Below are 12,144 nucleotides of genomic sequence, written 5' to 3' on the forward strand. Positions count from 1 at the left end.
AAACTCTTAACCACTGAACTCACGGTAAGACCCTACGCCGCCTCGCTTAAAATTTGCCTAAGCCGAGGGCGCGAATCCGGCGTTGCGCGCGAACGCCGCCACTTCCGGTGGCGCTGCGCCCCGGGAGCGGAATCGTGGTGAATGATTGGTTAAGAATTTCCGGCGCTTACGCTGACAGGTCGCCGCGGCGGCTGAGCTTGTTCAAGTCCAGCCGGGATCGGTTCAGATGGGGTGGGAGCTAGCTCACGATCCGCTGGATCTGGTTCACCGTGTAGGTCTGGCCGCCGATCGTCAGCAACGGCGGCTGCTGGGTCAGGTCGACCGAGGACACGGTGCCCTGGACCTGGGTCGAGATCGCCACCGGACTGCCATTGGTCACATCGGTCGCGACCGTCGTGATCTTGTACTGCCCGTCCGGCCATTGGGTGCCGTCATTGCCCTGGCCGTTCCAGTTGTAGGTCTGATTGTTGCCGGCGCTGGCGGTATATTTGCCGGTGAAGACGGTCTGGCCAACGCTGTTGGTGATGTTGACGGTGAGGTTGCAGTCCTTGGGGATGCTGAGGTCCCAACTCGCCTTTCCGCTGGCCATGGTCGTCGTGGAGCCGCTGACCACGGCGGTCTTGCCGACGAAGGCCAGCGCCTGGGTCGCCTGCGTCGCCTGCTGCATCGTGAGCAGCGATGCGAGCTGGTCGTTGGTCTTGAGCTGCTGCTCGACGCCGGCAAACTGCACGAGCTGCTGGGTGAACTGATTGGTGTCCAGCGGATCCAACGGATTCTGGTTCTGCAACTGCGTCGTCAGCAGCGTCAGGAAGGTCTGGAAATTGCCGGCAATCGTCGAGCCTGTGCTCGAGCCGAGGCTGTTGTTGCCGGTTGACGAATTGGTGTTGGTCGTGCCCGAGACTGGCGGGCTTGACGTGATCGCGTCGCCGATTGCCATGGAAGCCTCCTGTTAAACCCTGATATCCACGCCGCCTTGCGCGCCGAACATCCGTCCATAGGACCGTCCGGCGAGCTGGACCGGGACGTTTTCGTCCTCGGTCACGATCAGGCGTTGTGCGTTGCCATTCTGTTGATAATCGCCGCCATTCTGGCCGGACGAGTTCTGGTCGCGCAGCGAGAACTGCAATCCGCTGTTGTTGCTCTTGAGGCCGGCGTCCTGCAGCGCCTGCTGGAGCTGCGGCGCCGTCTGCTGCAGCATCGCCAGCGTCTCCGGCTTCTCGACCCGCAGATGCGAGGTCACCTGGCCATTGCGGTCGACGTCGATGCGGACGTCGATGCGGCCGAGCTCGGCCGGATCCAGTCGGATCTCGAAGCGGCTCTTGCCGTTGAGCGCCGAGGCTGCGATCTCGACGGCAAGCCCATGAAGCGGCACAGCGGCCGCCGTGGCGGCGGTCGCGGTCAGGTTGGCCGCGGTGATCTGGCTGGTCGATGCGGCCGGCGTGGACAGCTGGGGCTGCGCGGCGGCCGTGGCCTGTGCGCTCGGATCGGGCGCCGGCGCGTTGGTCTGGCTGGTCGTCGGCGCGGCGTTGCGATCATGTGAGGCCGGTGCCTGCAAATTGCCGTTCGCCTTCCCGTCGCCGGCCTCGACGGAGTCCGGCTTGGCTGCAACAGCGGGCTGTTGCGCGAGCGCGCCCTGGCCCGGCTGCTGAGTGGACTGGACGTTGCCATTGCCCGGTTCGGTGACCTTGCCGGCTGCGCCGTCGGCGAGCCCCGTCTTGGTCTGGGTGCCCGGCTTGCCCGTCGTCTTGGTGCTGCCGGGAACGGCCGCATCGAGCGCGGCGGTGAAGGTCTGATCGGCAGATGCGGCAGCGTCGCCGGAGGTCGCCGCTGCCGTCTCGGGCGTCGTCGCGGTTGATCCGGCGCCGTCGGCATCCTTGGCCGCCCCGGTGGATTTGGCTGCGGCCGCCAGCAGACCTGCCGCGGCATCGACCGAGCCCTGCGGGCCAACACCGGCCGCTCCGACGGGCGCGGTCGCGCCGGGCGCATTGGTTTTGCCGTCGCCGCCCGCCGTGCCATCGCCGGTGGCGGGGTTGGTGAGGGTGATGTCGGGCTGGATGACGACGGCGACCGGCGTCGGCACGGCCACGGTCTGCTCGGCTATAGCGGTCGTCGCAGCGCTCGCATCCGTGCTGGCCTGATCGCCGTCCTTCTTGTCGCCCGTCTTGCCGTCGCTGGTCTTTCCGTCGGCGGTCCCGGCCGCATCGGTCTTGGTCGGCGTGCCGGTGGTCGCGTCAGCCGTGGTATCGGGACCGCTGGCGTCGGCGCCCGCAGTGCTGCCGTCGGCCTTGTCCGCCGGCTTGTCCTGCGACTTGGCCTGGGTGGTGCGATCGGCGTCGCCGGCCCGCGCCGGCTCGCGGCTCGGGGTGGAAGCGCTGCCGGCGCGCGGTGACGGCGACGCGGAGGTGGGCGGCGACGCTGTCGACGGATCCGGAGTCGCGGCGTCGACCAGCGCCGAGAAGCTGTCGGACGGCTGCGGAGCGTCCTGACGGGACTGTCTCGGCGCCGTGGTCTTGAGAACCGTGCCTGCCTGGATGTCTGACGTGACGCTGAACACCTTGGACCCTCTCGCGATGAACTCGACCAAGCAGTTCAGCAAGGAGCGGGCCAAGCCGGCGCAACTGAAAATAGTCAATAAATTCAATTTCTTATGGAATCGATCGCGGCGCGGATCCCCCGCCGCGTCCTCGCCATTTCTGCCCGGCCGGCAAGATTTGCCGCCGGCATCTGCGACCGGCGCAATTGCTTCGCAGGAAGTGCGCCTATATTAGAGACAGATGCTTTCGTGTTGTTTCCGATCAGGACATCCTGTCCGGAGATCGCCCGAAGCAAGCCATCCGCAAAGACGGCGCATGCGAGGCGTTCCCGCGCCGGGAACCCGTTGCCTGACGCCGCGATCGCAGTGACCGGATCATGCTCAACAGTCTCGATCTCGAAGGCCGTCCTGAAGACACCAGGGTCGTCGTCGCCATGTCCGGCGGCGTGGACTCCTCGGTGACGGCCGCGCTGCTGAAGTCGGAAGGCTACGACGTCGTCGGCATCACCCTGCAGCTCTACGATCACGGCGCGGCGACGCACCGCAAGGGCGCGTGCTGCGCCGGCCAGGACATCCACGATGCCCGCAACGTCGCCGAGCGCCTCGGCATCCCGCATTACGTGCTGGACTACGAAGACCGCTTCCGCGAGTCGGTGATCGACAATTTCGCCGCCAGCTACGCTTCGGGCGAAACGCCGGTGCCGTGCATCGAGTGCAACCGCGCCATCAAGTTCGGCGATCTCCTGAAGACCGCGCGCGAGCTCGGCGCCTCCGTGCTCGCCACCGGCCACTACGTGGCCTCGCGGCGGCTGGCGGACGGATCGCGCGCGCTCACTTGCGCGGCGGACAGCGATCGCGACCAGAGCTACTTCCTGTTCGCGACCACGCGCGAGCAGCTCGATTATCTGCGCTTTCCGCTCGGCGACATGACCAAGCCGGAGGTGCGCGAGCTCGCGCGCCGCTTCGGACTGGAGGTCGCCGACAAGCACGACAGTCAGGACATCTGCTTCGTGCCGACCGGCCGCTACACCGACATCATCGGCAAGCTGCGCCCGAACGCGATGGAGCCGGGCGAGATCGTCGATCTCAATGGCCGCGTTCTCGGCGTGCATCAGGGCATCGCGAACTACACGATCGGTCAGCGCAAGGGCCTCGGCATCGCTGCCGGCGCGCCGCTCTACGTCGTCAAGCTGGACGTCGCCACCCGCCGCGTCGTGGTCGGCCCGCGCGAGGCGCTGCGCACGCATCGCATCACGCTGCGCGAGGTCAACTGGATCGGTGACGGCGCGCTCGACGCCGCCGCGCGCGAGGGCCTCGAATTGTTCGTGCGGGTGCGCTCGACGCGGCCGCCGCAGCCGGCTTGGCTGCGCGGTGCGGACGGCCGTTACGAGGTCGAGCTGGTCGCCGGCGAAGAGGGCGTCTCGCCGGGCCAGGCCTGCGTGTTCTACGATGCCGCGTCCGGCCGCGCCCGCGTGCTCGGTGGCGGCTTCATCCAGAGCGCTGTTGCGGAAAGCAGCAGCTTGGGCGGCAACGTGATCAGGCCGCAGCGCGTGGCCGAGCCGGTCCGCGGCTGATCAGCATCCATCATTCGGGGCAGGGGCATGGGGGACATCGACCGCGCGGGGGTCGAAAAGGCCTATGAGCGCTGGGCGCCGATCTACGATCTGGTGTTCGGCAAGGTCTTCGATCAGGGCCGCCAATCGACCATCGCGGAAGCCGATCGCATCGGCGGCCGCATTCTCGACGTCGGCGTCGGCACCGGTCTGTCCTTGTCGGACTATGCCCGGACCACGAAGATCTGCGGCGTCGATATCTCCGAGCCGATGCTGCGGCGGGCGCAGGCCCGCGTGCGCGAGCTGAAGCTCTTCAACGTCGAGACGCTCGCGGTGATGGACGCGAAGCATCTCGCGTTTCCCGACAATTTCTTCGACGCGGTGGTCGCGCAATACGTCATCACCGCGGTGCCGGATCCCGAAGCGACGCTCGATGATTTCATCCGCGTGCTGAAGCCGGGCGGCGAGCTGATCCTGGTCAACCATATCGGCGCCGAGAGCGGCCCGCGCCGCATCTTCGAGCTCGCCTTCGCGCCGATCGCGCGCCGGCTCGGCTGGCGGCCGGAGTTCCCCTGGGCCCGACTGGTGAACTGGGCCGCAAAGCATGGCGGCGTCACGCTGGCCGAGCGCCGGCCGATGCCACCGCTCGGACACTTCTCGCTCATTCGCTACCGCAAGGGCTGACCGCCAGATCCTCTGGCCGTGCGCTTTGCCACGCCATCCGCGCGGAACGCGAACGCGGGGTTTGCGTTGCCCCGCCATGAGCATCAGGCAATCCTTGTTCCTCTCCTTCGCACTGGTCTCGGCCGCGGCTGCGGCCCACGCCCAGGCGCCGCCGACGGCGGCCACACCTCCGCAGGCGACGGCGCCGGCCCCCGACGCGAATGCCGCCTGTGCGCCGAATGCCCGCGCGACGGCGACGCCCGACGGCATCACCACCGGCAGTGCCGGCGAGCCGCTCGGCGACAAGCTGGCGAAGACCAACGGTGTGTTGTGTCCGCCGAGCGGGGTCGATCCGGAGATGCACGCGCCGACCCCGGAGGGCGGCACGACGCCGGTGATCCCGCCGCCCGGCAGCCCCGGCGGCAATCCGAACGTGCAGCCGAAATGAGCCTCTTGTGAACTGCATTGCCTAGCCGTCGCTCCTGGCGCACATGTCGGCCTGTGGCCCTCGACGACCGGCGGATACATGCGCAAGGCCTTGGAGAGTCGTCCGGAAATCCCCTGGTGCGAAAACCGCTGCTGCCCGCGAGCTTTGCTTGACAGGGGCGGAGACGCCTCCTTATATGCCGCCCGTTCACAAGGCCCGGCGCCCGCTTCGACCGGTCTTGCCTTGATCGAACATCGTGGCGGGGTAGCTCAGCTGGTTAGAGCACGGGAATCATAATCCTGGGGTCGGGGGTTCGAGTCCCTCCCCCGCTACCACGCGTGACCCACTATTGTAGCTGCCGTCTGGGAACACTCCTTTCCCGAGTAAAGCAGCTAGCTTTCCCTTCACTTCGATCTCAAATCCTTCCCTGGGTCCCTTCGGGTAAATCGTGACGCTGTGCACGAGAGCCCGGAAATCGTCGATGAGCGTGCCTCGGTCGTCCTCGGCAATGGCGTGGTCCGCCAAGGTTTCCGCTAGCGCATCGACGGTTGCGACATATCGGTCCAAGGTTGCCGGGTGAAGGGCAACCGGAACAGGCGCTTCCTCGAGCGCGGCCAGTTCCGCCTCTACCCGCTCTCGCTCCTCTTTGAGCTCGGCGATGCGTTGCCGAGCGTCGTCCTCCGAAATGACGTATCGGACGACAAGATCGATGTTGCGCTGCCGCTCGCCCTCGATCCGATCGCGCTTCGCCTCCAGGCGCGTGCGTGTTGCGGCGGCGTCTCCGGCAAGGCGCTCTCGTTCACGATTATAGTTGCGCACATAGGTCTCGATCAGCCGAGGATCCTTCAGTTCTTCGGCCATGCCGCTGAGGACCAGATTTTCGACGTCGCGAAGGTACAAGATTCTGCGGTTCGAACAGCTGCCGCTTTCGCGCACGGCCGAGCAGCGGACGCGGGTCTTGCCCGTTTTGTCCCGGTCATGCACCGACAGGCCGGATCCGCAGCAACCGCAGCGAAGAAGTCCGGAAAGCAGATGTGGCGTTCGGCGCTTGACGTGGCTGGCGAGACGGCTCTTCTGCGACTTCAACAGATGAGCCTGTTCCCAAATGGACTGTTCGACGATCCGCAAATGGGGGGCTTCGATGCGCTGCCACTCGTCCGGCGGATTGGGCCGAGACAGCCGCTTTCCGGTGTCGGGATCTTTGACCATCCGGACCTTGTTCCAGACGATGCGACCCGCATACAGCTCATTGAAAATGAGGCCGTTCCCGCGCTGCGCGTTGCCGTTGATCGTCGATGCATTCCACCGCGGGCCTCGCGGCGGACGAATTTCCTCGCGATTGAGATCCCGCGCAATGTCGCGAGGTGTTCGTCCGTCGGCATAAGCGGCGAAGATGCGCCGAACGACGGCGGCCTCCTGCTCGACGATTTCGAGCTCGCCGGGTTTGCCGGCGACCGCACGATAGCCATAGGCGCGCCCGCCAGCGTGGCGGCCATCGCGTATCACGCCGGCCATACCGCGCCGGACTTTCTTCGCGCCATCCTCGCGTTGCATCTGTCCGACGAGACCGCGAATCCCTATCAGGATGGAGTCTGCCGTGCCGTCATGCACCGCTTGGATCTGGATCCCCTGAAAGGACAGCCTCTTGTGAATTCCGGCGAGATCCTCCATGTCGCGCGAGAGCCGATCCAACGCCTCCACGACTACGACATCGAATGTGTGCAGGCGTGCAGCATCCATCAGCTGCATCAAGCCATCGCGTCCAAAAACCGAGGCCCCAGACCGGGCCTTGTCCTCGAACGTAGCGACGACTGAGAGCTGATGACGCGCCGCATAGGTCCGACACAAAGCGATCTGATCTTCAGTCGATCTTTCGCTTTGGAGCTCGGTCGAGAATCTGGCGTAAATGGCTGCGCGCTTCATCATGAACACCATTGCTGCGGCACCGAGAGTTGACCGCATCAAGATGGCATTTTGTCAGCGGCTCTCTTTCCCGCAGATGATCGCGCCTCGCATCGGCAATCGCAAGCGCTTCAACGAATTTGGCCAGGGCATTGTCAGTTTCGGCAACACAGCCTGTTGCCCGATGCGATCCCTGTCCGGTCTTTTGTCGCGCCATCTCAACAGGATGCTGCGCGGGGAGAGCCGAGGCGAGATCGGGGAACGATGAAGCGTAGCATTGGATAGAATCGAGAACAGAAACGTCGTTTGGATGCGGATCGCTTTGACCTTGGGCACTGTGCCTGCCGTCGGCACAGTCAAAAGAGGGGTGTCCGGAAACGGAAGAGGATCGGAGACGCGCTCGCCGTTTAGGATGCGCTGGCGAAGGAAAGGGTCCGGGATCGAAAGTGGGCGGTGTATGAAGTGAGGATACGAGAGCACGAGTCTTTACGTTCTGCGGCCGGTTGAAGGATCGGAAATCGAGCTCACCGCGGCTTCCTCGAATCGACCTTCCGCACGCCATCCGGCTGGATCTGCGATCCATCGGTTTATATCGGATTCATGCCAGCCCGAACCGTTGCTGCTGATTTTGAGCTGGGCCGGGAACGTGCCCTCGGCGATCTTGCGGTAGATTGTGGACCGGGACAGCCCGGTCCTGGTGAGGATGGTCTTCAACCTGATGATCTGGTTCGCGCATGGCCGTGATGCCCTTCGCTGGTCGATTCTGAGGTGTTGTGAGACCAGAGAGGCCAAACAGATGCAGGCGGACAATAAGAGTTCGCGCGTTGCCAAGCGTGGCGTAGAGCCGGCGGCAAACGGGATGGGTCAAATTCCAAGGCTTCGGCCTCTGCCGAGATCGATGCCATGGACGAAGGCCAGATCCTGGCCGAGCCGGCGGCCTGATTCGAATGCAATGCCGAGATCGTTCTTGCGACCGGCGAGAATGGATTCCAATTGCGGGTCGCGTTCGAGACTTTTCGCCATGTCGCCCATCGCGGACCGCGTGGCCTTGTAACCGGACATGTCCCCGGCCTGATATTGTCGCTGACTGGTGTGCTCGAGCTTCTGCCAGCGCTCTACGAAGCGATCGGCGCGGCGGCTCGGATCGGTGCGCAGTTCAGTCTCGAGCTGGAGCGCGCGGATGGCGCGGTTGAGGCGTCCGCCAGCGGCCTCGCGGGCCAGCTCGGGGTTCTTCTTGTAGGCGGCCTCAGCGTCGTGGGAGCCATAGGGGCGCACCTTTTCGAAGGCCTGGCGGGCGGTCTGTAGCTCTTTGACCTGTTCGGGGCTCGCTCTGCCGCCCATCTCATGCGCTGCGAAGATCGCATCCACGGCGCGAGCATGGCGCACCAGCGCTCGGGTCCGCACACGACGGGCTTCCGCTTCGGGATCTTGCGCCACGGTCCTTGCCGGCACTTCGGCTTCGCGCCGGTCGGCTGCCGTGCCGCTGTTTTCTTTTTCGGGGGATCCCCGCTCGGGCCGTCGTCCGCCATCCCGGTCGAGCACCTCTCCAGAAACGCTAAGGCCGTCGAACATGCCGCGCAGCGTCTCTGGCACGGCCTTGCGCACGATCTCGGCCACGCGCTCGCGGAACGTGATCCCGCGCCGCTCGGCGTAGCTCTGGACGGGATCGGCACGGTCGTAATCCAAGGCCATGTCCTTCGACCGGTCGCGCGACAGAGCACGGTTGAGCCGATCCGCATCGGTAAAATCGTTGCGGCCATAATGCAGGTCCACGCTGTCGCGATGCCGCGACAGTGCGACATAGCTGCTGTGGGCGTCCATGCCGGGCGTTGCCAGTACATGGACCCGGTCGACCGTCATACCCTGCGCCTTGTGGATCGTCGCGGCATAACCGTGGTCGATCCGGTTGTAATCCTTGAGGTCAAAGCGCACGGACCGGCCATCGTCGATCTGCACGGTCATGGATTGCGCGCTGACCAGTTCAATGGTCCCGAGTGTGCCGTTCTTGACACCAAGCCCACGCTCGTTCCGCAGGAACATGATGCGGTCTCCGCCGGCGAAGCTTCTCGCGCCGCGCTCGACCGTTACACCCACCTCATTGCCCAGAGCGCCGGCGGCCCGCATCCGTCCGCGCGCCGCCTCGTTCAGCGCGCGCACCTCGTCATTGGTATGGGTCAGGATGATCCGGCTCCGGTCCGGCGATACCTGCCGGTCGCGGTCCCAGCGCGCGATCAGATCGCCCCGCGCCTGCTCGCGGGTCATCGCCTCATGCACCATGCCGTTGGCCCGATAGGCTTCTAGCGCATGGCCGACCTTGCCGGTCGCCAGATTGCGCGTGGCGTCGCGCTGCCAGTCTTCGCGCTGACGGCGTATTTCGCCGATCTCCGCCCCGCCGTGACGCTCATGGATCGACCGGAAAGCTGCGCCCGCCTCGATGGCCTGCAGCTGCTGCGGATCGCCGACCAGCACGACCTTGGCGCCCGCCTCGGCAGCACGAGACATCACGCGCTCGAGCTGGCGCGTGCCGACCATGCCCGCCTCGTCGATGACGAGCACCTCGCTCGATTTGAGTAGATCACGGCCCTGCTCCCAGCCATGCTCCAGACTGGCAATCGTGCGCGACGCAATGCCCGACCCGCCTTCGAGGTTTTCTGCTGCAATGCCGGACAGCGCCACGCCCCGGACCTCGAAGCCGGCTGCTTCCCACGCCTCCCGCGCCACCCCCAGCAGCGCGCTCTTTCCTGTCCCGGCATGGCCGACCACGACGCTGAGACCGCGTCCATCCGTGACGTGCGCCAAGGCGTCAACCTGCTCGGATGACAGCACCAGGCCGCGTGCTTCCGCACGCGCCAAAGCGGCCTGGCGATCCTCGTCGCGCACCTGGTGGCGCTCCCGTTCTGCCATCAGCTCAGCGGCCCGGTGCAGGCGCCGTTCTGCTTCGATCATTCCGCGGGTGGTGAACCGATCCTCGCCGCGAGCGTCCTTGCCGAGGTCGACTAGATCTGGCGCTCCCTGCATTGCGCCCAGCACTTCATTGAACTGGTCGAGCCCGTCACTGTGCCGATGCGCAAACTTTGCGAGGTCACGGCGTGTGAAGGTCGATTGCTGTTGGGTGATCGCGTCCAGTCCAAGGGAGGGATCGGCGATGATCCTCCTGCCGTTGTTTCGCGCGATCTCGCGGTGCATCTCGGCCCGGTCAGCCTCAGCGCCCTCGCCTCCGCCTCTCCGCCCCTCAATGCGCTTGGCCGGTGCGCCGATCTGGCTTTGCGGCTCGAGCGCAATGCCCTGGGCTTCCAGGCTGCGGTGATCAATCCGCGCGTCGATGTCGAGCTCGGCCAGCCGCTCGTTGGCAATCTCCGCCCAGCGTTCGCGCCAGCGCTCGACCATCTCCGTGCGGTTCCACTCTCTCACCTTCTGACCAAAGCCGTTCTGATCGACCGAGCGCATTGTCAGCATGACATGGGCGTGCGGCTTGGGCAGGCCGTCTTCGGCCCTGTCCCAATGCACATTAAGATCGGCGATCATGCCGCGACGGACGAACTCGCTCTGAACGAAGTCCCGAGCCAGCTCAATGCCCTGCGCCTCAGTCAGTTCTCGCGGAAGGGCGAACTCGATCTCCCGGGCCAGCTGGGCGTCCTTGCGGACTTCGAATGCTTCGACATCGTTCCAGAGCCGCTCGCGGTCACTCCACGCCTCCGGCGCATTCTCCGGCAGCATCACCTCGGAATGGACGACGCCGCGCTTGGCCGAAAAATCCTGCTCACGGCCCAACCGCTCGTCGCGCAGCCGCGAGCCCGAGCGGTAGGCCGCCGATGCCACCGCGCTGCTCCCGGCCTTCCGGCCAATGACCTTGACGTGAAGATGATAGATCGCCATCGCGAGCAGAGCATCTACACAGCGAAGCGTACGTCGGCACGACGTATAAGCGCGCCCTCCCTCGAAAAAATCTCGGGAGGGATTATCCCATCTCAGCTCGTCCTGACGACCTTACGGCAAGGCGCCGCTAGCCGAGTTATCATTTCTCCGCCGACGTAGGGAGACGACAATGCGCAAACCAAGGGACTTTGATGCGGACCTGAAGGCACTCGACGACAAAGCGCACGAGCTTAAAACCCGCAAGGTGCGGCAGCTAGGCGAGCTCGTCATTGCCACGGGAGCTGACGCGCTTAGCGCAGACGAACTCGCTGGTGCGCTGATCGTGCTGGTCGAGACCAAGGAGGCCGGAAAGAGGGAGGCATGGGCCAAGCGCGGCGTCTCGTTCTTTCAAGGACGGTCGATGCGGAATGCGCCAGCAACTGACCGCGACGCTAATGTGGTTTCGACGCAACCGAGCGGCGCGCAACCGGCAACAAGCCGCAAGGGCACGGCGTGACATGCGCTCTTGGCAGATCACGCGCCGAAAGCGCACCCGCCATCTCATCGAACTCGGTGGCCTCGTCGTCAAAGCCGGTGTCGTGGAGCAAACCGGCGATGATCGCGCCATCATCTATGGCGCGCTGCTCTGGGTTGCTGACAAACTCCAAAGTGATCAGCGCGAACGGGCGCGAGCGCTATGGATGGCAGAGGGGAAGCGGGTGTTTGAGGCGGAAGCGGCGACACCAGACAAGAACGATCAAAATGGCTCAACACCAAGCAAGAGCTGAAACTCTGCCTGCCCAATCGCCAGTGTCCTTGACGCGCAATTGGCGGCTGTGCGGTGTGAGCTTGAGCCGGCGAGAGGCATGGCAGCAATGCCGCTTAGCGCTCCGGCAAGCCGGCGGCGATCATCAGCTTGATCATCCGATCGGCGGCCTGGACGAAGACCGGGCTGGTGTTCTTCATCGGCGGTGCAACGTTGAGGGCCGTCGTGCCAGGCCGCAACCTCAGGCCCTCCTGCATGGCCGCCTTCGCCTCCTCGGTCCGGCCCAACTGCTGGTAGGCCGCCGCCAGATTCATGTGCGGTCGCCCCGAGGCCGCGGTCTGCGCCGCGACGGTGGTCGGCGCATCGTTGCTCAGGCTGCATCAGGGCCACGACGGTCTGATTGGCAACGACCTCGTCACCAGCAACGTCGCCATGCTTGAACATG

Annotated in this window: 13 protein-coding genes and 1 tRNA gene; 8 read left to right on the forward strand and 6 right to left on the reverse strand. The window is 65.3% G+C overall.

The window, feature by feature from the left end:
- Positions 1-238: 238 nt before the first annotated feature.
- Together ACQR1E_RS30040 and ACQR1E_RS30045 are read right to left on the reverse strand one after the other, a co-directional pair.
- Positions 239-937 carry a flagellar hook assembly protein FlgD gene (locus ACQR1E_RS30040; protein ID WP_315750102.1) on the reverse strand — a complete coding sequence of 233 codons (699 nt, stop codon included), beginning with the start codon at positions 935-937 and terminating at the stop codon, positions 239-241.
- A 12-nt stretch (positions 938-949) separates the two neighbouring features.
- Positions 950-2,554 carry a flagellar hook-length control protein FliK gene (locus ACQR1E_RS30045; RefSeq protein ID WP_434897927.1) on the reverse strand — a complete coding sequence of 535 codons (1,605 nt, stop codon included), beginning with the start codon at positions 2,552-2,554 and terminating at the stop codon, positions 950-952.
- Between ACQR1E_RS30045 and ACQR1E_RS30050 the strand changes: the two genes are divergently transcribed.
- From ACQR1E_RS30050 to ACQR1E_RS30070, 5 genes are all read left to right on the forward strand, one after another.
- A complete protein-coding gene (locus tag ACQR1E_RS30050) occupies positions 2,541-2,768 on the forward strand; it encodes a hypothetical protein (RefSeq protein WP_316176096.1) in 228 nt (75 codons plus the stop codon). The genes ACQR1E_RS30045 and ACQR1E_RS30050 overlap by 14 nt on opposite strands.
- Before the next feature lie 142 nt (positions 2,769-2,910).
- Positions 2,911-4,107, forward strand: a complete 1,197-nt coding sequence (gene mnmA / locus ACQR1E_RS30055) for a tRNA 2-thiouridine(34) synthase MnmA (protein ID WP_315714172.1) — start codon at positions 2,911-2,913, stop codon at positions 4,105-4,107.
- 27 nt (positions 4,108-4,134) lie between these two features.
- A complete protein-coding gene (locus tag ACQR1E_RS30060) occupies positions 4,135-4,770 on the forward strand; it encodes a class I SAM-dependent methyltransferase (protein ID WP_316172598.1) in 636 nt (211 codons plus the stop codon).
- Positions 4,771-4,846: 76 nt separating this feature from the next.
- Positions 4,847-5,197 carry a hypothetical protein gene (locus ACQR1E_RS30065; RefSeq protein WP_316194262.1) on the forward strand — a complete coding sequence of 117 codons (351 nt, stop codon included), beginning with the start codon at positions 4,847-4,849 and terminating at the stop codon, positions 5,195-5,197.
- A 237-nt stretch (positions 5,198-5,434) separates the two neighbouring features.
- Positions 5,435-5,511: transfer RNA gene (locus tag ACQR1E_RS30070), tRNA-Met, on the forward strand.
- Here the strand turns inward: ACQR1E_RS30070 and ACQR1E_RS30075 are convergent.
- Entirely contained in the window at positions 5,468-7,138 is a 1,671-nt protein-coding gene (locus ACQR1E_RS30075; protein ID WP_315714387.1) for a recombinase family protein, read from the reverse strand. The two genes, ACQR1E_RS30070 and ACQR1E_RS30075, sit on opposite strands and share 44 nt — an antisense overlap.
- On the opposite strand from ACQR1E_RS30075, the gene ACQR1E_RS30080 reads away from it, so the two are divergent.
- Positions 7,083-7,346 carry a hypothetical protein gene (locus tag ACQR1E_RS30080; RefSeq protein WP_315707331.1) on the forward strand — a complete coding sequence of 88 codons (264 nt, stop codon included), beginning with the start codon at positions 7,083-7,085 and terminating at the stop codon, positions 7,344-7,346. The genes ACQR1E_RS30075 and ACQR1E_RS30080 overlap by 56 nt on opposite strands.
- A gap of 218 nt (positions 7,347-7,564) precedes the next feature.
- Here ACQR1E_RS30080 and ACQR1E_RS30085 read toward each other — a convergent pair whose 3' ends face one another.
- Positions 7,565-7,840, reverse strand: a complete 276-nt coding sequence (locus tag ACQR1E_RS30085; RefSeq protein ID WP_315707353.1) for a helix-turn-helix transcriptional regulator — start codon at positions 7,838-7,840, stop codon at positions 7,565-7,567.
- A gap of 102 nt (positions 7,841-7,942) precedes the next feature.
- Positions 7,943-10,954 (reverse strand): Ti-type conjugative transfer relaxase TraA, encoded by a 3,012-nt coding sequence (gene traA / locus ACQR1E_RS30090; RefSeq protein WP_315714175.1) that lies wholly within the window; start codon positions 10,952-10,954, stop codon positions 7,943-7,945.
- A gap of 169 nt (positions 10,955-11,123) precedes the next feature.
- On the opposite strand from traA, the gene ACQR1E_RS30095 reads away from it, so the two are divergent.
- Positions 11,124-11,450, forward strand: a complete 327-nt coding sequence (locus tag ACQR1E_RS30095; protein ID WP_315706518.1) for a conjugal transfer protein TraD — start codon at positions 11,124-11,126, stop codon at positions 11,448-11,450.
- Between the two features lies 1 nt (position 11,451).
- A complete protein-coding gene (locus tag ACQR1E_RS30100; RefSeq protein WP_315706517.1) occupies positions 11,452-11,721 on the forward strand; it encodes a conjugal transfer protein TraD in 270 nt (89 codons plus the stop codon).
- A 94-nt stretch (positions 11,722-11,815) separates the two neighbouring features.
- On the opposite strand, the gene ACQR1E_RS30105 is transcribed toward ACQR1E_RS30100, so the two are convergent.
- Positions 11,816-12,013, reverse strand: coding sequence for a tetratricopeptide repeat protein (locus ACQR1E_RS30105; protein WP_315706516.1), 198 nt, complete (start codon positions 12,011-12,013; stop codon positions 11,816-11,818).
- Positions 12,014-12,144 lie beyond the last annotated feature (131 nt).

It is taken from the genome of Bradyrhizobium sp. HKCCYLRH1030 (genome assembly GCF_051168395.1).
Classification (GTDB): domain Bacteria; phylum Pseudomonadota; class Alphaproteobacteria; order Rhizobiales; family Xanthobacteraceae; genus Bradyrhizobium.